General features: G+C 64.6%; 18 protein-coding genes. 8 read left to right on the forward strand and 10 right to left on the reverse strand.

What is annotated here, in order from left to right; genetic code table 11:
- Nucleotides 1-3: 3 nt before the first annotated feature.
- Nucleotides 4-729, reverse strand: coding sequence for a P-loop NTPase family protein (locus MF134_RS01390; protein WP_255337595.1), 726 nt, complete (start codon nt 727-729; stop codon nt 4-6).
- Between the two features lie 280 nt (nt 730-1,009).
- Here MF134_RS01390 and MF134_RS01395 point away from each other — a divergent pair, with 280 nt between their 5' ends.
- The gene (locus MF134_RS01395; RefSeq protein WP_255337596.1) at nt 1,010-1,573 is read left to right on the forward strand and encodes a polysaccharide biosynthesis/export family protein; all 564 of its coding nucleotides are present in this window, start codon (nt 1,010-1,012) and stop codon (nt 1,571-1,573) included.
- 6 nt (nt 1,574-1,579) lie between these two features.
- On the opposite strand, the gene MF134_RS01400 is transcribed toward MF134_RS01395, so the two are convergent.
- The 8 genes from MF134_RS01400 to MF134_RS01435 form a co-directional block, all read right to left on the reverse strand.
- Entirely contained in the window at nt 1,580-2,944 is a 1,365-nt protein-coding gene (locus tag MF134_RS01400) for a nucleotide sugar dehydrogenase (protein ID WP_255337597.1), read from the reverse strand.
- 313 nt (nt 2,945-3,257) lie between these two features.
- A complete protein-coding gene (locus MF134_RS01405; RefSeq protein ID WP_255337598.1) occupies nt 3,258-4,037 on the reverse strand; it encodes a phosphodiesterase in 780 nt (259 codons plus the stop codon).
- 30 nt (nt 4,038-4,067) lie between these two features.
- The gene (locus tag MF134_RS01410) at nt 4,068-5,087 is read right to left on the reverse strand and encodes a LacI family DNA-binding transcriptional regulator (RefSeq protein WP_255337599.1); all 1,020 of its coding nucleotides are present in this window, start codon (nt 5,085-5,087) and stop codon (nt 4,068-4,070) included.
- An 8-nt stretch (nt 5,088-5,095) separates the two neighbouring features.
- The gene (locus tag MF134_RS01415; RefSeq protein ID WP_457589929.1) at nt 5,096-5,953 is read right to left on the reverse strand and encodes an ABC transporter permease; all 858 of its coding nucleotides are present in this window, start codon (nt 5,951-5,953) and stop codon (nt 5,096-5,098) included.
- On the reverse strand, nt 5,950-6,774 hold the full coding sequence (locus MF134_RS01420; RefSeq protein WP_255337600.1) for an ABC transporter permease: 825 nt from the start codon (nt 6,772-6,774) through the stop codon (nt 5,950-5,952). The genes MF134_RS01415 and MF134_RS01420 overlap by 4 nt, the downstream gene beginning before the upstream one ends.
- 69 nt (nt 6,775-6,843) lie before the next feature.
- Entirely contained in the window at nt 6,844-7,974 is a 1,131-nt protein-coding gene (locus tag MF134_RS01425; RefSeq protein WP_255337601.1) for an ABC transporter substrate-binding protein, read from the reverse strand.
- Between the two features lie 59 nt (nt 7,975-8,033).
- Nucleotides 8,034-9,179: an ABC transporter ATP-binding protein gene (locus MF134_RS01430; RefSeq protein ID WP_255337602.1), complete on the reverse strand. Its 1,146-nt coding sequence runs from the start codon at nt 9,177-9,179 to the stop codon at nt 8,034-8,036.
- A gap of 270 nt (nt 9,180-9,449) precedes the next feature.
- Nucleotides 9,450-10,679: an ROK family transcriptional regulator gene (locus MF134_RS01435; protein ID WP_255337603.1), complete on the reverse strand. Its 1,230-nt coding sequence runs from the start codon at nt 10,677-10,679 to the stop codon at nt 9,450-9,452.
- Nucleotides 10,680-10,819: 140 nt separating this feature from the next.
- Between MF134_RS01435 and MF134_RS01440 the strand changes: the two genes are divergently transcribed.
- From MF134_RS01440 to MF134_RS01465, 6 genes are all read left to right on the forward strand, one after another.
- Nucleotides 10,820-12,061, forward strand: a complete 1,242-nt coding sequence (locus MF134_RS01440) for an extracellular solute-binding protein (RefSeq protein ID WP_255337604.1) — start codon at nt 10,820-10,822, stop codon at nt 12,059-12,061.
- A gap of 191 nt (nt 12,062-12,252) precedes the next feature.
- A complete protein-coding gene (locus MF134_RS01445; protein WP_255338009.1) occupies nt 12,253-13,134 on the forward strand; it encodes a carbohydrate ABC transporter permease in 882 nt (293 codons plus the stop codon).
- 1 nt (nt 13,135) lies between these two features.
- Entirely contained in the window at nt 13,136-13,981 is an 846-nt protein-coding gene (locus MF134_RS01450) for a carbohydrate ABC transporter permease (RefSeq protein WP_255337605.1), read from the forward strand.
- Nucleotides 13,978-15,000, forward strand: coding sequence for an SIS domain-containing protein (locus MF134_RS01455; protein WP_255337606.1), 1,023 nt, complete (start codon nt 13,978-13,980; stop codon nt 14,998-15,000). The genes MF134_RS01450 and MF134_RS01455 overlap by 4 nt, the downstream gene beginning before the upstream one ends.
- A gap of 5 nt (nt 15,001-15,005) precedes the next feature.
- The gene (locus tag MF134_RS01460) at nt 15,006-15,929 is read left to right on the forward strand and encodes a carbohydrate kinase family protein (protein ID WP_255337607.1); all 924 of its coding nucleotides are present in this window, start codon (nt 15,006-15,008) and stop codon (nt 15,927-15,929) included.
- Nucleotides 15,926-17,014: an ABC transporter ATP-binding protein gene (locus tag MF134_RS01465; RefSeq protein WP_255337608.1), complete on the forward strand. Its 1,089-nt coding sequence runs from the start codon at nt 15,926-15,928 to the stop codon at nt 17,012-17,014. Before MF134_RS01460 ends, MF134_RS01465 begins: the two co-directional genes overlap by 4 nt.
- Before the next feature lie 250 nt (nt 17,015-17,264).
- Here the strand turns inward: MF134_RS01465 and MF134_RS01470 are convergent, their stop codons facing one another.
- Nucleotides 17,265-19,637: an acetamidase/formamidase family protein gene (locus tag MF134_RS01470; protein ID WP_255337609.1), complete on the reverse strand. Its 2,373-nt coding sequence runs from the start codon at nt 19,635-19,637 to the stop codon at nt 17,265-17,267.
- A 301-nt stretch (nt 19,638-19,938) separates the two neighbouring features.
- On the opposite strand from MF134_RS01470, the gene MF134_RS01475 reads away from it, so the two are divergent.
- Complete coding sequence (locus MF134_RS01475; protein WP_255337610.1) at nt 19,939-21,387, forward strand: acetamidase/formamidase family protein; 1,449 nt, start codon at nt 19,939-19,941, stop codon at nt 21,385-21,387.
- Nucleotides 21,388-21,907: the final 520 nt, after the last annotated feature.

The raw sequence follows: 21,907 nt of genomic DNA on the forward strand, positions 1-21,907 counted from the left end.
CCCTCAGGCGGGACTGTCGCGGCGGATCGTCGGCATGAAGACGATGTCCTCGATCCCGAGGCTGCGCACGTCTTCTGCGACATCCATCATCGCGTCGTCGAGATGGGGCAAGCCCGCGATCACGACCGCCGTCGTCTCGTCCAGGATCGCCGGCAGGCGGATGACGTCGTACGGATCCGACTCGATGATCGTGTAGTCATAGGCCTTGGAAAAGGCCTCCAACATCTGATCGAGATGCTGAAGCGCCGCCTCGTCGGCAGTCGACAGATCGAAGCCGGCCGACGGCACGAGATGCGTGTTGGTGTAGTGATCGCGATGGATGATCTCGGCAAGATTGGCCGAGCCGGCCAGGAAGTCGGCATAACCGAGGCAGTCGGGCGACAGGCTCAACCGACGGGACACGCTGTCGTCCGGGGTCAGGTCGATGACGACCGTGGCATGCCCCGCGCCGACCAGCCGGCGCGCCAGTTCGACACCGCCAAAGCTGCCCGCGGCGCGATGCGCCGAGAGAACCACGAGACGCACGATCGGACTGTTCTGCACCGCCTGGGCGAGTTCGAACGACGTCGCGATTTGCTCCTTTGCCGCACCATCCTCGTCAGCCTCGGCCTCGGCGGAACGGTCGTTTTTCGCCGATTCGGTGTGGTGCTGAAGCTTCGGGTCGGGAGCCGGTCCATCGTCCTGCATGTCGACGGGCGCGGCGGCTTCGGCGGTTCTTTCGCTGATCATGGCAAATCCCCGGCAGGCGCCAATGACTGGGTCGGCCTGGTCCTGGAACCCCCTCGCCTTCATGGCGGAGGTAATTCCGTTCGAATTCGAGACCGATGCCGGATTGGCGCATCTTCTTGTCCCGAACCATGGACGCGATCGGTAACGGTCCGGTTAAACGGCTGCGTTTCCAGCAAAGATCAGCGATATTTACCGATGGTTAACCCTAACCAAATCATAATGCCGTCAGCGATCTTGGGGCGGGACGGTCCGCGGTGGTCGCCGGATCGGGCGAAGACGGATGATCAAGACAAAGCTGGCAACTCTTTCTTGCGCGATGCTTCTTCTGCTCCCCGGATGCGCTTCTTACGAGCCGGCGCCGGACGGATTTCACGCCGTCTTGAACCAGCCCTACCACCTCGACAGCGGCGACGTCCTCAAGCTGATCGTCTTCGGAGACGACGGCCTCACCGGCAGTTATCCGGTGGACAAAGCCGGCTATGTCGCGGTTCCTCTCGTCGGTGACGTCCCCGCCCGCGGACGCACGGCCGATCAGCTCGAGGTCGAACTCGCCGACCGGTTCCGCGACGGCTATCTGAACGACCCGGACGTCACGGTTCAGGTGGAGCGGTATCGCCCCTTCTTCATCATGGGTGAAGTCACCACCGGCGGCCAGTACAGCTATGTGCCCGGAATGACGGTGCAGAAGGCCGTCGCGATCGCCGGCGGCTATACCGCGCGGGCCGAGCAGTCGAGCGTCGACATCACCCGGCAGATCGGAGACCAGGTCATCACGGGCCGGGTGCAGGCCTCCGACCCGCTGCTGCCGGGGGACACGGTCTACGTCCGCGAACGCTGGTTCTGAGACCGATCAGGCGCGGACGACCCGCTCTCTGAGCTCAGGTGAAAGCGACCGCGTCGCGCCACGACTGTCGACAACCAGCGGAACTTTGCGAACCAGTTCTTCCAAATCCACACCGTCATGGTCGGTGGCGATCAATGCAGCATCGAAAGTCTCGAGGGTTTCACTGTTCCATTCGATGGAGCGGCGCCCGGCGAGCGGACCATGCTTTCGTGTCTGCCGCACGACCGGCGCGTAAGTATCGTAATACTCGACCGTTGCCCCCTTGGATTCGAGCAATTCCCACAGCACCAGCGACGGGCTCTCGCGCATGTCGTCGACATTCTTCTTGTAAGCGAGACCGACCAGAAGGATGCGGGCGCCGCGGATCGGCTTGCCGAGGCGGTCGGACATGGCCTCCACCAGCCGGGCGACGACCCATTCCGGCATGCCCGAATTGATCTCACCCGCCAGCTCGATAAAGCGTGTGTGAACGCCGAATTCGCGCGCCTTCCAGGTCAGATAGAACGGATCGACCGGGATGCAGTGGCCCCCGATTCCCGGCCCCGGATAGAACGGCATAAATCCGAATGGCTTGGTCTTCGCCGCATCGATCACCTCGAAGGCGTCGATTCCCATCCGGTCGAAGATCACCTTCAACTCGTTGACCAGCGCGATGTTCACGGCGCGGAAGATGTTCTCGGTGAGCTTCACGGCCTCGGCCGTGCGCATCGTCGGCACACGGACCACACGGCTCGTCACCGTGGCATAAAGCGCTTGCGCCATGTCGCCCGCCGGCTCGCAATCGGCGCCCACCACCTTGGGGATCGTGTTGGTGTCGAAATCCGGATTGCCGGGATCCTCGCGCTCCGGAGAATAGGCAATGGCGAAATCACGTCCCGCCGCAAGGCCCGAGCCGCGCTCAAGGATCGACGCGAGCAAGTCTTCCGAGGTCATCGGATAGGTCGTCGATTCCAGCGTCACCAGCTGCCCCCGGCGCAGATGCGGGGCGATGGCCTCGGCGGTCCGTTCCACGAAGCTCATGTCCGGATCGCGGTACTGGGTGAGTGGTGTGGGGACGCAGATGATGATCGCGTCGACCTCGCCGAGTTGATCGAAATCGGTCGTGAACCGCGCCCGCATCGAGGCGGCAAGGGCCGCAACGCGACCATCGGGAATATGGTGGATGTAGGTTCGCCCCGCTTCCAGCGCCTCGATCTTCGCCGGGTCGATGTCGAAGCCGATCGTGCGAAAACCGCTTTGATGAAAAGCCAGAAGCAGCGGCAGGCCGACATAGCCGAGGCCGATGATCCCGACCACGGCCTCACGCGAGTCCACGCGGCGAACGAATTGCGAGGCGGCCTCGGCAAGTGGATGAATGTTCTGATCCGGCATCAATTATCTCTCTGACGCAAGCGAAGTCGACTGGTTAGCGGAAATTGGAGTGCGTACGAACAGAGCCTAGCCGCCGTCGAGATTCGATGGATTTGAAGTCATCGACAGGACTTATCGGAGTGCCATGACTTTTGCATGGGACTCTCGCAGGCACGGAGAGGCGGGCCTTTCGGCGCACTGAGCCGTTCATCGCCGTCTTGAGATCGGAGGACGTCCGGCGACGCGATGGTTCACGACCCTACCCGCACCGCCATGGGTCAGAGGCTTCTCCCTTAAATTGCCGCCGCCTCCGAACGTGCAGCGAGATCTGCAATCAGGAAGACGCAAACGCTTCGGCCGACTGATCCAGGAAATCGTGGAAATGCACGACCACCCCGGCGCTGTCGGCGAAGATGACGGCATAGGCGGGCGGCTCGTGACTGGTGACGAAGCGGTCTTCGAACACGAGGGCCGTCTGCTGGTTGGTACCGCGCAACGCGCTGAAGGAGAGGCCGCGCCAGTTGCCGCTCACCGGCCGATGGACGTGGCCGGCGAAGATATGACGCACGTTCCCGGCCTCGCGGGCAATCTGCGCGAACGCCTCTGAATTGCCGAGGCGCACGCCATCGAGAGCCGGCATGTGGAGCCTGAACGGCGGGTGATGGGCGAAGACATAGGCGCCCTTTTCGCCTGCCCCTTCGAGTTGCGTTTCCAGCCAGGCGAGTCGTGCTTCGCAAAGCTCACCTTCGACCGCCCCTTCCTTGAGCGTGTCGAGAAGCACCAGCATCCCATCGGCCAGGTCGACGCTCTTCTGGACGAAGCCCTCTTCAAACATTCTCTCCCCGAAAACCGCGCGGAACGTGTCGCGCCGGTCGTGATTGCCCAGCATCAGGTGAACGGGCGACGTGAGTTCGGCAATTCGTTCGGCCAAAGCCTCATAGGCTGCCGGCTCGCCGTCATGGGTGAGATCGCCACTGATGACGATGGCGTCAGCGTCGGCGTGGTGCCGTTCGACATCGGCAAGGCAAGCTTCGAGCCGCGCCAGGGGATCGAGGCCGAACAGGGTCTCACCGGGCGTGACGAGGTGAAGGTCGGTGATCTGAATCAGCTTCATGGGAGCCTTCGCATTTCCGTTCGCTCCGGTTCAGCCGGTCGCACCTTCTACGAAACCGAGGTGCAGGCGTTCGAGAACCGGATCGGCGGCCGGGTTTGCCTGACGCCGGTCGAGAAGCTCGATGGCCTTAGCCGCGACCTTCGCCGGGTCCTGGAAGAAGGTCGTCAGCCGATAGGCGCCGTGCGCCGCTTCCGGCAGGCCGTCGAAACCAATGACCGTCATGTCGTCGGGAACCTGCCGACCGGCGGCGAAGCGAGCGTGATCGACGATCCCCATTGCCAGAAGATCGTTGACGCAGAACACCCCATCCGGTGGAGTCGCCTCCCCGAACAGAACCTGCGCAGCCTCTTCGCCTCCGACATAATTGGCGTCAGCGCCCCGCGCGACGCGGGCCTTGAAGCCGAGCCGTTCGGTCGCGGCGAGGAAGGCCCGCTCGCGTTCGACGATCGTCTCGGTGGCGATCCGCGCCCCGACCAGGGCGATGTGTTTCGCGCCCCGCGATACCAGGCGCTCGGCTGCCAGCGAGGCAGCGGAGATGTTGTCGGGGAGGACGCTGTCGGTACCCGGCTCGGACCGCCCAATCAGCACCAGCGGCGCTCCGGTTCGACGAGCTCCTTCCAGGATCGTCTTCGGTGGCGAACCGGACAGGACGATGGTCGCCTCCGGCCGGTAGCCGAGAAGCATGTTCTGGGTGGTCTGCATTTCCTCAGGCGTGTCGCCGGTGTTCAGGAGCACCGGCAGGCTACCTCTCGCAATGAGTTTTTTCGAAAGCGCCGCAACGAGATGGCCCCGAAAGCCGACTTCCGGCCGCGTCGCGATGATGCCCACGAGCCGGCTCTGGCGGGCGAGCAACCCTCTCGCCAGATCGTTCACCTGATAGCCCAGCTCCTCGGCGGCCTTCATCACCAGTTCGCGGGTCTCGCGGCCGATGCTGGCCCCCGGCGTGAAGGCGCGCGAAACTGCCGACCGGGAGACGCCGGCGCGATCCGCCACCTGCTGGGCGCTGACATGGTTCTGACCGGGGATCGGCCGTTTCGGCTTGTCCGCCATCGCGCCCCCTAATGCCCTATGCGCGATAGGACATCGGCGCGCAGGAAGCGCTCGACGACGAGCATGAAGAAGATCGACGGGATCAAAAGCAGGAGCGCAGTGATCGAGGCGATCTGGTAGTTGCCGCCGGCCCCGGCCGTGTAGAGCAAGAGCGGTAGTGTCTGCACGTCCGGCGCACCGACAAAATAGGCCCCTGTGAACTCGTCCAGCGATTCCAGGAAGACAAAGATGCCGCTGGCCATCAGGCCCGGCAAGGCGAGCGGCAGCGTCACGTCGAAGAAGGCCCGGAACGGCCCTGCCCCCATCGACCGCGCGGCTTCTTCGAGCTCGGCATCGACCGCGGCGAAAGAAGCGGTGGCGATCCAGACGGCAAAGACGAGGCCGTGGGTCACGTGCACGAGGACGACGCCGGCGATCGTCCCGTTCAGCCCGACATCGTAAAAGAAACGCGCGATGTTGACGTAGACGGGCAGATTGGGAAACGCCTGCGGGATCAGGAAGACGAGCAGGATCAGCCCCCGCGCCGGCAGTTTCAAGCGACCGAGCGCGTAGCCTGCCGGAATGGCGAGAGCCAGCGAGCCGATCACCGCCAGAAGCGCGATGAAGACGCTGGTGAAGAGCGATTCCCAGGCAACGCCCCGCGGCGAGAACACCTTGGCCCAATAGCTGAAGCCGTATTCGAGCGGCAGCGTGTGGGGGAAGTACCAGCGCTCGGCGACCGTCCAGAGGAGAAGGTTGGCGAGCGGGCCGAAGATCGCGAAGGCGACGAGGCCGAGAACGATCGCGCGCGGCAGCCACTTCAGATCGAAGGGCAGCCGCAAGCGCTTTCCGGCAGCGCGCCCATCCTGCATCGAGAGCGCGCTCATCGCGCCTTCTCCTTGAGGTTATGGCTGAGATAGAAGATCGCTACCGCCATGGTCATGATGAGCGAGATCATGCCAAGCGCGTTGGCAACGCCATAGTCGCCATAGGCATTGATGCGAAAGGCGATGTCGGCGGTGATCATGGTCGGCGACTGCGCGCTGATCATCAGCGGCACCGACAGGACCGACATCATCGTGACGAAGGACAGCACCATGCCGACGAAGAGCGTTGTCCTGACCTGCGGCACGACGATCTCGAACAGGATGCGCAGCCGCGATGCGCCGAGATTGCGCGCCGCCTCGATCGTGGCCCGGTCGATCGAGGCCATGGCTCCGGCAAGGAGCAGCGTGACGAAGGGGGTCTGCTTCCAGACGAAGGCGATGACGATGCCGCGCCAGTCGAGAAAGGACATGGTCTGCATGGGCGTCAGGATACCGCCGGCAACCAGCAGATTGTTCATCAGGCCGTTCTTGGCGAGAAAGGTGCGCAGCACCTGCCCGACCACGATGAACGGAATGAAGAGCGGCCAGCGATAGAGCCAGCGCAGGATCGCGACCGCCTTCGGATTTTCACCGAGGGTCAGATAGCCGGCGATCGCGACAGAAAAGGCCGCGATGATCAGCGTCGAGGCCGAGACGATCAGCAGCGTATAGAGAATGTCGGTGGTGTAGAGATCGCGAGCCTTGATGAAGTTGTCGAGCCCGAAGCCCGCTTCCGTCTCGAAGGCGCCCGTCACCGAGGCCAGGAGCGGCATCATGTAAAGCAGGGCGATGGTCGCGATGGCCGGCACTGCTAGAAGAAGGCCGATCGTCCGTTCACGCATGGTGAGATCATCCCAAGCAGGATCGCCCGGCTGCAAGAGCCGGGCGAGATGTCGACGCGAGCGGGACCGTCAGTTGGCGACGTGACGCTCATAGGCTTCGAGGATCGCGTTGTTGTACGGCGCGATCGGGAAGGGCTTGGCGTAGTTCGCGAGGTCCTCCGGCGTGACGTCCTTGAACAGCTTGTTCCAGGAAGCCTCGTCGAGTTCGGCCTTCACATGCGTTGCGTCGATGCCCGGATACCAGTTGAAGCGCTTGACGATGCCTTCCGCCTGGATCTTCGGCGAGGTGGCAAGTTCGACGAACTTCTCCGCAAGCTCGGGATGCGGTGCGTTCTCCGGGATGACGTAATGCATCGGCTGGCCCGGCATGCCAGGCTCGGGCAGGAGGAGCTTCATGTCCGGCGGCAGCTTGCCGTCGGCCTGCCAGGAATAGAACATGTCGACCCAGACCGGACCCATGGCGATCTCGCCGCGGCCGAGCATGTCGAGCGTGCCGGCATTGCCGGGCGTCATGGTGACGTCGGCATTGAAATCCTTGAGACGCTTGAGGGCGCCGTCCCATTCTTTCGCCGCGCCTTCCTCGAAAGGCCCGTTCATCAGTTGCGTGGCGTCGCCATCGCCGAAAGCGTAGATCCAGCCCATCACGAAGGAAACGCCGGAAGCCCCGCCCTTGATGCCGTTGTAGCCGAACTGGCCGGGATGCTCATGCGCCCAGGTCTCGATCTCGGAGTAGCTCTTGGGCGGGTTCTCCACGAGAGCGGGATTGTAGGCGATCGCCGTCTGGCTGGAGAACATCGGCATGACGTAACCGTCGACATTCGTGCCGAGAGCCATCTTCGCCTTGTCGCTGGTCACGAGCTCACCGGTGGCGATGTCGCCGCGATACTGCTTCAGGAAATTCTGTTCGACCATGGGTCCGGCGAATTTCTCGTGGACGACGGCGACATCGGTGTCCCAGGTCTCGTTGCCCGACTGGGCCTCGAAACGCTCGAGGATCTTCTGCGAACCGGCATCGCCCGGTCCCGTGCCGACGGCCCGCACGGTGTCGCCCGGATTCTCCTTTTCAAAGATCGGAGCGAGATACTCGTTGATGTAGTCCACCATGTTGGTGTCGCCGGCAGTGACGACGGTGAGTTCCGTCGCGGATGCGGGCGGTATGGCGACCGCCAGGACGACCGCTGCACTGAGAAACGTTTTCATGGCATTTCCTCTGGAGTTTTGATTTCTTTTGTGGGCTTTCATCCCCGCTCCGTTCCGCCTCAGGCGGCGACGAGGCGGGGAACCGGTTCGGCGCCTCTCCCGGGCGCATCGAAGAGAAACAGCGCGGCCGCGGGCACGCGCAGAGTGACGGGGGTTCCGGGCTCGATGGCTGTGGGCGCGTCCACGGCGACCTTAGCCGCGCCGACCGCGACGACGTGGCGCCAGCAGCCGCCCGGATAGCTCGTCTGCTCGACGGTTCCCAAAAGGGTGAGCGCGTCTTCATCGCGACTTTCAGCGCCATTGCGGTCCGACGCAGCTGTCGCTGATGCGGGGACGAGTTCGGCGGCTTCCGGCCTGAAGCGCGCCTCGACGCGACCCGAGGAAAGACGGCGACCATCGAGCCCGATCATCGCCCGCCGGTTGGACGGCCCCTCGACAATCTCCACACGGTTCCCTTCCACCACTCCGGCGAGATCGACGATGTTCTCCGCCCCCATGAAGGCGGCGACGAAAGGCGACATGGGGCGGTTGAAGACCTCGTGCGGCGCGCCCTGTTGAGCGATCATGCCCTTGTCCAGAATGACGATCCGGTCGGCCATCACCATCGCTTCCTCACGATCATGGGTGACGTGGATCGCGGTGATTCCGAGGCGCTTTTGAAGCGCGCGGATTTCGTGGCGCACGTTCAGGCGGACGCGGGCATCGAGATTGGACAAGGGCTCGTCGAGGAGGAGAACGTCGGGCTCGACAGCAAGGGCGCGCCCGAGCGCGACGCGCTGCCGCTGGCCGCCGGACAGTGCGGCGGGCTTGCGGTCTTCGAGCCCCGCAAGGCCGAGCATCCCTGCAATCTCTTCGACCCGGGCATCGATCTCGTGGCGCGGCTTCCTGGCGAGCTTGAGACCGTAGCCGATGTTCTGGGCGACCGTCATGTGCGGCCAAAGCGCGTAGGACTGAAACACCATCGCCATGTTGCGCTTGTCGGGCGCGGCAAGCGTGATGTCCCGGCCGGCCAGAGTCAGCGAGCCGGATTGCGGTCGGTTGAAACCGGCGATCGTGCGCAGGAGCGTGGTCTTTCCGCATCCCGACGAGCCGAGCAGCGCGACGAACTCCCCCCGTTCGATCGAAAGCGACAGCCGGTCGAGAACGGTGTTGCCGCCATAGCCGACGATGACGTCGGAAACGGCCAGGAACGCGGCAGAAGTCATGCGGATGTCCGTACTGCACAGCTGTGCAAAGCACAGCGGAGGATGTCTTCAGGGCTCCCCCTATCAATGCAAGGATACGGTTATGTGACAAGCTGAAATCATTCCGCTGCCGTTCGCACCATCCCCGGCCGGTATTGTTGTCGAGGCTTTGGTCGAGGGAGGTGCGACCGCGCAGGATCACGTCGTGACAGCCGGGCAAGTCGACCAGCAAGGAGCGGAAAGCTGGACCAACGGCTGGCTGAGTGCACGGTCGATCGATCATGGCCGCCGTCAGGCCGAAGGGCTTCCTCCCAAACGATTCACGTTTTGAATCGCCGAAAAGCGTGGGTCGAAGCAACGGGCGATGGGCTCCGCGGCAGCGCCAATGGCGACCATCCAGGGATCGGCGCGCCCCTCCGTCAGGCGTGGAATGGTGCGGTCCGGCCTTTCGGCATGGGATGGGAGCAGCGGCTCCATGCGCGCGCGCAGGGCTTCGAGCAGCGCGGGCGGAACGGCACCGCCGAAGACGATCGTTTCGGGATCGAGCAAGGTTTCGAGGATCTGCACGACCCATCGGAGCCCCTCGCCCGCGCTCTGCAGCCATGCATCGGCCGCACCGCCGGCAACGGCCCCGTCGAGGGCGTCGAACAGGTCCGGCCTCGCAGGATCGATGCCAAGCTCGCGGCAGAGCGCTGCCAGGGATACGCTGTGCTCGATCGGCTCCTGGAGGCCCGGACCAGAAAGGCCCGGTCGGGCCATGCCGATCTCTCCGGCATTCCTGTGACTTCCCGCATGAATCTCGCCGCGCACGAAGATGGCCGCGCCGAGACCATAGCCGAAATGAAGATAGGCGAAATCGTCGATCCCGCGCGCCGCGCCGGAAAGCTTCTCGGCAGTGGCTGCGGCTGCGGCGTCGTTCTGGACGGCGACCTCCAGCCCGGTTTCGGCTGCGAGATCGTCCGAGATCGGGTGGCTCTGCCAGGCCGACATCATCCAGTGATCGGCGTCTTGGGGGGCCGCCTGCCCGAACGGGCCGGGCATCGCCAGGCCTAGACCGACGATCCGACCGTCGGCTTGCGCATTAAGGTCCTGGAGCGCACCGCGGATGTCCTTCACGAGTTGCATGACGACGGGCATTCCCGTCTCGGGGCCGCCATTGGGAAGCCGCGCGTCGAGACGCACGCGCTCGCTGCCCAGAAGATCGACGGCCACCGCCCGGGTGACGTGGCGATCGATCTGCACGCCGATGGCAAAGGCGCCCGCCCCGTTCAGCCGGAAGGGTCTCGCCGGTTGGCCGCGGGCAATCCGCACCGGCGCGTCGGCGATCACCAGACGCTCCTGTTCGAGATCGGCGATGATGTTGGACACCGTCTGGCCGGTGAGATGCGTCGCCCGTGCGAGCTGGGCCCGCGACAGCGCTCCGTTCACCCGCAGAGCGTCGATGACGACACGGCGGTTGTGGGCGCTCGCCCCGCCGAGATTTGCCCCCTGCTTGGCCCTGATTTCAGGCGGAGTGGTCATCGGTTTTGCACCAGTTGACAATGCTGTTCTTTCGCGCAACGATTAATCCAAATTGATTGAGTTAATTCAGTACACAGCCACGAACGCCGGTTCAACGTCCCATTTGCCACTTCCACGACCAACCTCAACGGGAGCCTGTCATGCTGTCTCGCCTCGCCTCCACGGCCCTTGGAGCCGCCACCCTCGCCGCGTCGTTCTCGGCGCCGGCTCATGCCGAAACCACGCTTCGTGCCCTGTTCATGGCCCAGGCCGCCTATAGCGAGGCCGACGTTCGCGCCATGACCGAGGGGTTCACCAATGAGAACCCGGACATCAAGGTCGAACTCGAATTCGTCCCCTATGAAGGCCTGCACGACAAGACGGTTCTCGCACAGGGCTCCGGCGGTGGATACGACGTCGTCCTGTTCGACGTGATCTGGCCGGCCGAATATGCCGCCAACAACATCCTGGTCGACCAGACCGACAAGATCACCGACGAAATGAAGGAAGGGGTCCTGCCGGGCGCCTGGACCACCGTGAACTATGACGGCAAGTCCTACGGCATGCCCTGGATCCTCGACACCAAGTACCTTTTCTACAACAAGGAAATGCTCGAACAGGCCGGCATCAAGGCACCCCCGAAGACCTGGGAGGAACTGGCGAGCCAGGCCAGGACCATCAAGGAGAAGGGTCTGCTCGATGAGCCGATCGTGTGGAGCTGGGCGCAGGCCGAAGCCGCCGTCTGCGACTACACGACGATCCTCTCGGCCTATGGCGGTGCCTTCCTGAATGACGCGGGCAAGCCCGTCTTCCAGACCGATGGCGGCCTCGAGGCTCTGCAATACATGGCCTCGACCATGGAGAACGGCATCACCAATCCGAACTCGAAGGAGTATCTGGAAGAGGACGTGCGCCGGGTCTTCCAGAATGGCGAAGCAGCCTTCGCCCTGAACTGGACCTACATGTACAACCTCGCCAACGATCCCGAGGAGTCGAAGGTCGCCGGCAAGGTCGGCGTCGTGCCCGCCCCCGGCCATGAAGGCACGAGCAAGGTGTCGGCGGTCAACGGCTCCATGGGCCTCGGCGTGACGACCACGAGCGAGCATCCGGACGCGGCCTGGGACTACATCACCTACATGACCTCCCAGCCCGTCCAGAACGAATATGCCAAACTGAGCCTTCCGATCTGGAAGTCCTCCTACGAGGATCCGAAGGTGACGGACGGCCAGGAAGAACTCGTCGAGGCCGCCAAGCAGTCCCTGGCTGCGATGTATCCGCGTCCGACGACGCCGCGCTATCAGGAGCTATCGCAGGCCCTGCAAATCGCCATCCAGTCGGCGATCCTCGATATGGCGAGCCCTGAGGAAGCCTTGAGCGAAGCCGCCGACAACAGCGGCCTTTGATCACGGATCTTCCCCGAAAGCGATGAGAAGTCCAGGCGCCGCGCATCTCTCGCGGCGCCTGTCTTGAACGGCATGCCCGAAGTTGTGTGCCGACCTGGATCATCTCACCGATCTGGCGTGAGATTGCGATCCCGTTCGTTCGCCTGCCGCCGCCATTTCCGCCGAAGCTCAACCATCTGTCGAGGGCCGCCTTGTCGAGCGCCTGGATCACCACCCGCGCCTGGTTGCTGATGCTCCCGCTGCTGATCGTGATGGTCGCGGTGGTAGGCTGGCCGATGGTGGATACGGTTCGCCTGTCCTTCACCGATACGCGGCTGGTCGGCACGGGCGGCGAGTTCGTCGGATTTGCCAACTACACCAAGCTTCTGACCAGCCGGGCGTTTCTGGGCGCCCTGGAGAACACGGCCCTCTTTGCCGTCTTTTCGGTCGCCGCCGAAATGACGCTCGGCGTGCTGGCGGCGCTTCTCCTCGATCAGCAGTTTCGCGGCCGGGCCTTCGTGCGCGCCCTGATGATCCTGCCCTGGGCCCTGCCGACGGTGGTCAACGCCATGCTCTGGCGGCTCATCTACAATCCCGAATATGGCGCGCTGAACAGCCTATTGACCCAACTCGGCATCCTCTCGGAGTATCGCTCCTGGCTGGGCGAGCCCGGCGCGGCGCTCTGGGCGATCGTCGCGGCCGATTGCTGGAAGAACTTTCCGCTGGTGGCGCTGATCGCGCTCGCCGCGCTCCAGGCTGTGCCGCGCGACATCAAGGCCGCCGCGATCGTCGACGACGCCGGCCCTTTCGCCCGGTTCCGCTTCGTGCTTTGGCCCTATCTCGCCGGGCCGCTGACCATCGCCCTCGTGCTTCGCACGATCGAGGCTTTCAAGGTCTTCGACATCATCTGGGTGATGACCCGGGGCGGGCCGGTCAATTCCACCCGAACCCTGTCGATCCTGGTCTATCAGGAAGCCTTTTCCTTCCAGCGGGCCGGATCCGGAGCCTCGCTCGCCCTGATCGTCACGCTGATCGTCACCGTCTTCGCGGCCTTTTACATCGCCATGATGCGGCGCAGCGGATCGAGGGCCTGAGATGGAACGTCGTTCGCTCGCCGCCAGCATTTTCGTCTACGGCGCCGCACTCGTCATGTCGCTGGTGATCCTCGCGCCGGTGGTCTGGCTCTTCCTGATGAGCATCTCCTCCTCGGCCGACCTTTCGGCCCGGCCGCTGCACTGGTGGCCGCAGGAGATCGATCTCTCGCGCTACGGCGAACTCGTCTCGCTGGTTTCCAACAGCGCCGGCGAAGCGTTTCTCGCCTCGCTGCGCAACAGCCTCTTCGTCTCGGGCCTTGCGACCTGCGGCGCGCTTCTCGTCGCCATTCCCTCCGCCTGGGCGGTCTCGCGCACGCCGCGGGTGCAGTGGTCGCTCTACGGCGTCATCGCGACCTACATGCTGCCGCCGGTTTCCCTCGCGGTCCCGCTTTACATGGGTCTCGCCCATCTCGGCCTTCTCAACACGATTACCGGCCTGGCGCTCGTCTACCTGACGATCCTCGCGCCCTTTGCCACCTGGCTCTTGAAGACCGGCTTCGACACGATCCCGCAGGAGATCGAGAGCGCCGCGATGATCGACGGCGCGCGGCTCGACCAGACCATGCGGCTCGTGACCCTGCCTCTCGCCGCGCCTGTGCTTGCGACGACGGCGCTGTTCGCTTTCCTCCTGGCCTGGGACGAATTCTTCTATGCCCTGCTGTTCACCGCCGACCAGCGGGCCAAGACCGTGACCGTCGCGATCGCCGATCTCGCCGGCGGGCGGGTCTCCGACTACGGCCTGATCGCGACCGGCGGCATTCTGGCAGCGCTTCCGCCCGTTCTGATCGGGCTCATCATGCAAAGGGCCGTAATCTCCGGCCTCACCACCGGTGGAGTAAAAGGATGACAATTCTAAGCGATCCGAACCGCCCGGAAGGGCTGGTGGCGATCGAGCGCGAGATGGCGCGCCAGATGGCGGACGCGCTTCAGTCCTTTCAGGACGCTCGCGACACGGCCGCGACGATTGCGAACTCGCTGCGCAGAACCAACCGACTGGTCATGCTCGGCATGGGCGGCTCCCACGCCGTCGGGCGGACGCTCGAGCCGTTTTACCGGGCCGCCGGCATCGAGGCTGTCGCCCTGCCCGTCTCCGAACAGCTGGTGTCTCCCCTGCCCCTCGAAGGCAAAACGGTCTTTCTCACTTCGCAATCCGGTGAAAGCGGCGAGGTCCTTCGCTGGCTGGAGACGACTCCCCGAAGAGAAGACGTCTATGGTCTCACGCTCGAAGGCAGCTCTAGCCTCGCTGGCGCGGTCACATGCCTTGTCGGCGCCGGGGGCACCGAGCGCGCCTTCGCCGCGACGCGCAGCCTGACGATCACCTTCACCCAGCATCTGGCGATCCTCGCGGCGCTCGGATACGATCCGGAACCGGCGCTCGCTGCGCTTCAGACGCCTGCGGACCAGCCGGTCGAGACCGCTCTGGAAGCTTTTTCCAGCGTCGATACGATCGTCACCTCCGGCCGCCTCCTGCGAGGGCTCGCCGAGACGATTGCCCTCGGTTTTACCGAACTCACCCGCGAGCCGGCCTATGCCCTCGAAGGCGGACAGCTGCGCCACGGGCCGATGGAAATGCTCGGCCCACGGGTCGGCCTCGTCCAGTTCTGCGCCGACGAGAACTCCGCTGATCTGGTTCGCAGCCTGTCGCGCGCCGCGGCCAAGGCCGGATCGCCGACCGTCGTCTTCGATGCCTCCGGCGGCGAAGCGGTGCCCGGCACGGTCACCTTTGATGAATCCGCAGCCGAAGGCATGGCGGCGGTTTTCCGGCTCCTACCCCTTGCCCAGCGTTTCATGGTGATGCATGCGGCGAGGCGCGTGCCGGATGTCGGCACGCCCCGGCGTTCGAGCAAGATCACCGGGATCGTATGACCGCGATGCGTGCCTCCCGCCCTCTCGCCGTCGTAGGCAACGTCAATGTCGACCTCATCCTCGGCCCCTGTGCGCCCTGGCCTGAGCCGGGCACCGAGGTGATGGTCGAGCACGACGACCTGCGCGTCGGCGGCGCGGCCGGGAACACGGCGCTCGCCTGGGCGGCGCTCGGCCAGCCGCACCAGATCTTCGCCAATGTCGGGCGGGATGCATTCGGCGCCTGGTTGAAAGACGGCTTCGGCGAGCGCGCCAACGGCTGGATCACCGAGGACGCTTCGACCACCCTCTCCGTTGGGATCACCCATCCGAACGGCGAACGGACCTTCCTCACGACCACCGGCCATCTGCCGCGCCTCTCATGGGCTTCGCTCGAAGGCATGATGGATGGCGAGGCGCTGTCAGGCGGGCTGTTACTCGTCTGCGGGTCGTTTCTCACAAACAGCCTGACCGGTGACTATGGCAAGCTCTTCGACTGGGCCGACCGCCACGAAGTGGAGATCGCCCTCGATACCGGCTGGCCGCTCGAAGGCTGGACGCGCGAGGTCCGCGAAATGGTTCGCGCCTGGCTGCCGCGATGCCGCTATCTGCTTCTGAACGAGGTCGAGACCCGGTCTCTCGCCGAAACCGAGAACGTGGGCGAAGGCCTCGACCGCCTTCAGACGCAACTGAAGCTTGGCGGGACGGCCGTCGCCAAGCTTGGCGCGAACGGCGCGATGGCGAAGGCGGCGGAGGGCGAGCCCATTCGGCGTCCAGCCCCAAAGGTCTCGGTCATCGATACGATCGGCGCCGGAGACGTCTTCAACGCCGGCTTTCTGCTGGGCATTGCGACCGGCCAGGATCTCGCTCGCGCGGTCGACGGCGGCATCGCGCTCGCTTCCCGAGCCGTTTCCACCGCTCCCCGCCGCTACGAATTTGGAGAGCCGCAATGAGCACGCTCGAAATCGATGCCGTCACCAAGCGCTTCGGTGCGCTGGAGACGCTGAAGGGGGTCGACATAACCCTCGAGAGCGGCGAATTCCTGGTGCTTTTAGGGCCTTCCGGGTGCGGCAAGTCGACCTTGCTCAACATCATCGCGGGGCTTCTGGAGCCGAGCGGCGGCGACATCCGCATCGACGGTCGCTCCATGCGCAAGGTCCATCCCAAGAACCGCGACATCGCGATGGTCTTTCAGTCCTACGCCCTCTATCCGAACCTCTCGGTTGCCAGGAACATCGGCTTCGGTCTGGAGATGCGCAAGGTGCCGAAGGCCGAGCGGGAGGTTGCGATCCGAAAAGCGGCCGAGATCCTGCAGATCGAGCCGCTTCTCGAACGCAAGCCTGCCGAGCTTTCCGGCGGCCAACGCCAGCGCGTCGCGATCGGCCGGGCGCTGGTGCGCGACCCGAAGGTGTTCCTGTTCGACGAGCCTCTGTCCAACCTCGACGCCAAGCTGCGCACCGAAATGCGCACGGAGCTGAAGCGCCTTCACCAGAAGCTGAAGGCGACCATCGTCTACGTGACCCACGACCAGGTCGAGGCGATGACGCTCGCGACCCGCATCGCCGTCATGCGCGAAGGGCAGGTCGAGCAGATCGGCACACCGCGCGAGATCTACGACAACCCCGCCAGCATCTATGTCGCGGGCTTCATGGGCTCGCCGCCGATGAATCTGGTCGAAGGCCGCATTTCTGACGATGGAACGCGGTTTCAAGCCGAAGGTGGCGGCTGCGATTTTCCGACACCGGCAAATGCGATCGGCGGTCTGACGCCGGGCCGGACCGTGATCGCCGGTTTCCGGCCGGAGCAACTCTTCCCCACTCCCCCGGCTGAGGCCAAGGCCGTGACCATGGAGGTCGAGGTTGTGGAGGCCACCGGTGCAGAGACCCTGGTGATCGGCCATATCGGCGAACAGACGATCATCGCCAGCGTCAAGCCGGATCAGGCGCCCGAGCCAGGCGAGACGGTTCGCCTGAACTTTGCACCGGGCAATATCCGCTGGTTCGACCCGGAAAGCGGCCGAGCACTCCCCAACGAGTAAGGGCAGGGTTCGACGGCGCCATTTTGGACGTCTGAAAGGTCGCGCATCTGCCGATCGCACTTCACGGCGTGAACGCCTCGCTCAGGGTGCCGGACCCACATTCTTCGGCGAACGCGCCGAGATCGCCAGAATCGGGATGGCGGGAGGCGACGAACTCGGCAGACCTGCCCTACCGCGCGGCGAATTCTCTGAGGGACAACCCGGGCCACCCCAACTATTGCGGGCGCGGCCTGTCGACCTTGCCATGGCGTCAGGATGAATTCTGTCTCGTCACCCCTTCCCTCCCATCCGCAAAGAGCGCCTTGCGGACCACGGCGTGGACGCCGAAATTGCCGTCGGCGACTTGCGTCACGGCAAAGTCGACGCCGACCGACATGAGGCTGACCGCTTCGTCTTCCGATAGCGCATAGGCGTCCATCAGGAAGCGCCGCGTCTGGCGAAAGGCGGAGCGAAGCGCCAGGTCGACGGTCGAGCGGGCGTAAACGTCCGACTGTGCGGTGCGGCCGAATTCCTTCAGATAGTTCGGATGGCTGAAACTCTGAACAACGAAGGCGTCGGGCGTCTCGATGAGAGGAGCGGCGAGCCCGGCGAGCGCGCCGGCAGCCGGATCGCCCTTCTTGTGGATGCGAATGCGGATCGTTCCGGTCAGCGAGCATTCGAGACCGGTGCCGTTGACCTCTCCGTCTCCTTGCGAGAAGTGGCCATCGCCAAGGGAAAGCAGCGCACCCTCGACGGCGACAGGCAGGAACAAACGTGAGCCGGCGCCCATCCGGTGATTGTCGAGATTACCGCCGAAATACGCGGGCGGGATCGTGTCCACGAGGTCGGACTCGCGGGGCGCGACAGCGACGAAGCCGAAATGCATGCGCGCCGGCACCGACACACCGGCTAGTATGCCCGGCACCTCCTCAATCGAGGCGCGGTCGACCGGAATGCCAGGATAATCCATCGTCTCATGAAGAATGCCGTAGGGGTCGCGCTGGGGCCGCCACACATAGGAATAGACTGGCCGCGCGACTTCGGGTCGCGCAAGGTCGATCTCGTAGATGGTGACGGTCTCGCGTTTGCGGCCTGTCTCCAGCGGATCGTCGTACTGATAGCCCCACCAGGCCGAGACATTGCTCGCGTACGCCTTTCCGGCATGGTTCGGGTGGCGGGCCGGGCGCGGGGCGATCGAGAGGAATTCGACCTCAAGAACGTCGCCCGGCACCGCGCCTTCCACATGGATCGGGCCAGTGAGAATGTGGACGCCGAAGCCCTCGCCGGCGCCCCTGCCGAAGATCGAGGCGTTCATCGGACCTGCCCCGCGCCGCTCGACGCCCTTGCCGTCGGCCGTCCAGGCAAAGACCGCCTCGGCGTCCGGATCGCCCGCGACGAAGCGCTCCCAATCGTCGCAGCCATGCTGGGTCAAGGTGTCGATCGTCACCGCCTCGCCCGGCCGGACCCGCAGGACAGGCGAGAGCGCGCGGCTGAGAAAGCCCCAATGCACCGTCTCCGGCCACGCCGGCAGATGGTGCAGTCGTTCGGGCGCCGCCTCGGCCCAGGCCGGGATCGCGGCGCGTCGCATCGCGGCCGTCGGTCTCACCGGGCAGGCGGAGTTCTCGGTCCAGGCCTTGGGCCGCAGCGCCTCGGGTGGGGCGGAGCCGAGCGGACGTCCCCGCGTCAGGCGCCATTCGGGATGGGGCTTTGCCTGCCGGCGATAGGCGCTCGGCGACACCCCGTTGCGGGCGGCGAAAGCGCGGGAGAAATGCGCCTGATCGCGAAAGCCCCAACGCCGGGCGATGTCGGCGATCGCCTCCTCGTCGCGGTGGGGATCGGCGAGATCCGCCTCGCATCGCGCCAGCCGGCGGTGGCGCAGATAGCCGGAAAAGCTGTCGCCGCCGCTTTCGAACAGCCGCTGGATCGAACGCACCGAAGTGCCCTCCTGATGGGCGATGTCGGCGACGCAGAGCCCCGGATCGCCGAGCCGCGCCTCGATCGCGGCTGTGATGCGCCTCAACTGTGCGGCCTGCGAGGCGGTCGCGGCCGCTGCTCCCGGCTTCGTCTCGGCGATGACCGCGCTCGCGGCAAGCTCGACCAGAGCGTTTTCCAGGCTCGTCAGATCCGCCTGGTCGGGCGCCGTGACATCTGGCCCCAGCATCCGCATGACCGGTCGGGCCGCCGTCGCCGCGCGGCTCGAACCCAAGACGACCGGAAGCGCCACGGAGGAGCGGCCGAGGCGGGAGGAAAACCGCCCGGCAGGCAGGAGCAGGAAGATCAGCTCGAAATCGCCCCGCCAGTCTATCGACCATCGGTCGCCCATGTCGAAGACGATCAGATCGCCATCGGAAATCTCGCTGGCCGATTGAGCGCCGCGCATCCGGCCCCGGCCTGCCAGGACGAGGCAGAGGGCGGAGCCGGCGGAAGCCCTTCGCCCGACCGACAAAAGCCGCTGCGGGCCGGAGCGCAGGAGGGCGAGCCGCGCGCCGGTTCCAGAGCGGCGGATGGTGATCTCGCCATCGGCGAAGCCTGCCGCTGACAATTCCGCCGCGAGCGACAGACCCGCGAGCGCATCGGTCCACACGGCCGCGCGGTTGGCAGAGGGAAAGGCGTCGATCCTTATGCGGGCAGCGTCTTCGAGCATGGCTTCTCTCCAGGCGGAGACATCATCGCACGCGGGCGAGGCTACGACACGCCCTATCGCTTGGCTCCGCGCGAACGAAGTTTTGTCCCCGCGCGACATGCCCTTGCTCCAGGAACACGACAGCGTCTCGTGGCAAGGCCTGTTTCTCTGCGAGTTCGCCCGCAAGTGCGCCCCGTTGGCCCGGTCGCCTCACCCTTCGTCTGCATATTTCTTAGGCAAGTATTTCCATTGCCTCTGCGCTCGACAGCACACTAGCCTGACTGCGTTTCAAGCCAAAAACTGCCCAGCCAGGAGGTTTGCCATGTGCCGAGGCGATGACGTTCACTGTCCCGAATTCCATCTCCATCACCGCATGTTCAAGGAGGATCTCGACATCGAGCGGCGCCACTTCCTGAAGTCGAGCTTCGTGGCGACCGGTGGTGCCGCCGCCTTGGCCGCCGGCGGCCTGTCGCTGGTTACACCGGCGCTTGCCCAGGCGAGTGCCTCGAAGGCTCCGGCCCAGCCAACCTATCACTACCTGCCGGCCAATTCCGATACGGTCCATTGGGGCTATTTCTCGAAGACGCTGAAGCCGCAGGTCGAGCTCGATTCCGGTGACATCGTCACCATCGAGACCCTCACCCATCATGCGGGCGACGATCTGGAGCGCATGGTCGAAGGCGATGACGGCGCCGAGAGCGTCTATCTCTGGACCAAGGACAAGAAGGGCGTCGAGCGGCGCGGCGCCGGGCCGACGGATCCGGCGGTCTACAAGAAGGGCTCAGGCGAAGGCATGGGCGTCCACATCCTCACCGGCCCTGTCTATGTGCGCGGCGCCGAGCCCGGAGACATCCTCGAAGTCCGCATTCTCGACTGCAAGCCGCGGCCGTCGGCCAATCCCGCCTATCAGGGCAAGAGCTTCGGCTCCAATGCGGCGGCGAATTGGGGCTTTCATTACAACGACATGCTGGAGGGCAAGAAGCGCGAAGTCATCACCATCTACGAGGTGGATGCGACCGGTGCGAAGAGCTGGGCCGAGGCCGTCTACAGCTTCCCCTGGGTGCCGCAGACCGACCCCTATGGCGTGGTTCACGAGACGATCGACTATCCGGGTGTGCCCGTGGACCATTCCAAGACCACCCGCAACACGGACGTCCTGAAGGGCGTGCGCCTGCCGATCCGCCCGCATTTCGGCACGTTGGGCCTTGCTCCTGCCGAGGCAGATTTCGTCGATACCGTTCCGCCGAGCTATACGGGGGGTAACGTCGACAATTGGCGCATCGGCAAGGGCGCAACGATGTACTACCCCGTCTCGGTCGAGGGCGCGCTCCTTTCTGTCGGCGATCCGCATGCCAGCCAGGGCGACAGCGAGCTCTGCGGCACCGCGATCGAGTGCTCGCTGACCGGCACGTTCCAGCTGATTCTCCACAAGAAGGCCGATCTCGCCGGCACGCCGCTCGAGGAGCTGGACTATCCGATGCTGGAGACCAAGGACGAGTGGCTCGTACACGGCTTTTCCTACGCCAACTACCTCGCCGAACTCGGGCCCGAGGCGCAGAGCGCGATCTACTCGAACTCTTCGGTCGACAAGGCGTTACGCGACGTTTTCCGGAAGATACGCCATTTCCTGATGACCACCAAGGGCCTTACCGAGGACGAGGCGATCTCGCTGATGTCGATCGGCGTGGACTTCGGCGTGACCCAGGTCGTTGACGGCAATTGGGGCTGCCATGCCATCGTGAAGAAGGACATCTTCGCCGGTCGCGCCTGATCTACACGACGGAGACACACCGCAATTGCGAGGGATGGGGTCATCCGCGGCCCCATCCTTTTGCTCTGCTCCTCCCGGCAAAGCAGATGAGCCTGGTTTACGACCGGATCCTTGACCGCCGTTCGCCAAGCCCTCGAACGCGATCGAGATGCACATGACGCGCGTGGCCATGACGGCCAACCAGACAGCCCGCCTTGTCGTGCCACGTACGCATGGAGGCGTTCAAGAGGCGCCAAGTTTTGCAATCTCTGATTGCATTTTTCTGAAGGCCCATCAACCGGCAAGGGCTGGCAAGGCAGTCGATCTCTTGTGAGGAAGGGCCGATGTACCACGCCGCGACATGGATACTGCGGCTTGGGAAATCGGCCTTTGCCGTAACTATCCGGGAAAGAACACGAATTTCCAGCCGTTGGACCGGTCGCGTTTTTGCCGCCCAATTCTGGACGCTCACCAATTGATCGCGATGTGCTTATTATCTCGGCAACCGGAGCGCTTGCACAAACCTATGACTTGGTATTAC

Origin of the sequence: Jiella marina, assembly GCF_024359545.1 — a bacterium.
Taxonomy (GTDB): domain Bacteria; phylum Pseudomonadota; class Alphaproteobacteria; order Rhizobiales; family Rhizobiaceae; genus Jiella.

Bases quoted from the DNA above. Each gene is read 5' to 3' on its own strand.
- MF134_RS01390 (WP_255337595.1), bottom strand. From the start codon at position 729: ATGATCAGCGAAAGAACCGCCGAAGCCGCCGCGCCCGTCGACATGCAG.
- MF134_RS01395 (WP_255337596.1), top strand. From the start codon at position 1,010: ATGATCAAGACAAAGCTGGCAACTCTTTCTTGCGCGATGCTTCTTCTG.
- MF134_RS01400 (WP_255337597.1), bottom strand. From the start codon at position 2,944: ATGCCGGATCAGAACATTCATCCACTTGCCGAGGCCGCCTCGCAATTC.
- MF134_RS01405 (WP_255337598.1), bottom strand. From the start codon at position 4,037: ATGAAGCTGATTCAGATCACCGACCTTCACCTCGTCACGCCCGGTGAG.
- MF134_RS01410 (WP_255337599.1), bottom strand. From the start codon at position 5,087: ATGGCGGACAAGCCGAAACGGCCGATCCCCGGTCAGAACCATGTCAGC.
- MF134_RS01415 (WP_457589929.1), bottom strand. From the start codon at position 5,953: ATGAGCGCGCTCTCGATGCAGGATGGGCGCGCTGCCGGAAAGCGCTTG.
- MF134_RS01420 (WP_255337600.1), bottom strand. From the start codon at position 6,774: ATGCGTGAACGGACGATCGGCCTTCTTCTAGCAGTGCCGGCCATCGCG.
- MF134_RS01425 (WP_255337601.1), bottom strand. From the start codon at position 7,974: ATGAAAACGTTTCTCAGTGCAGCGGTCGTCCTGGCGGTCGCCATACCG.
- MF134_RS01430 (WP_255337602.1), bottom strand. From the start codon at position 9,179: ATGACTTCTGCCGCGTTCCTGGCCGTTTCCGACGTCATCGTCGGCTAT.
- MF134_RS01435 (WP_255337603.1), bottom strand. From the start codon at position 10,679: ATGACCACTCCGCCTGAAATCAGGGCCAAGCAGGGGGCAAATCTCGGC.
- MF134_RS01440 (WP_255337604.1), top strand. From the start codon at position 10,820: ATGCTGTCTCGCCTCGCCTCCACGGCCCTTGGAGCCGCCACCCTCGCC.
- MF134_RS01450 (WP_255337605.1), top strand. From the start codon at position 13,136: ATGGAACGTCGTTCGCTCGCCGCCAGCATTTTCGTCTACGGCGCCGCA.
- MF134_RS01455 (WP_255337606.1), top strand. From the start codon at position 13,978: ATGACAATTCTAAGCGATCCGAACCGCCCGGAAGGGCTGGTGGCGATC.
- MF134_RS01460 (WP_255337607.1), top strand. From the start codon at position 15,006: ATGCGTGCCTCCCGCCCTCTCGCCGTCGTAGGCAACGTCAATGTCGAC.
- MF134_RS01465 (WP_255337608.1), top strand. From the start codon at position 15,926: ATGAGCACGCTCGAAATCGATGCCGTCACCAAGCGCTTCGGTGCGCTG.
- MF134_RS01470 (WP_255337609.1), bottom strand. From the start codon at position 19,637: ATGCTCGAAGACGCTGCCCGCATAAGGATCGACGCCTTTCCCTCTGCC.
- MF134_RS01475 (WP_255337610.1), top strand. From the start codon at position 19,939: ATGTGCCGAGGCGATGACGTTCACTGTCCCGAATTCCATCTCCATCAC.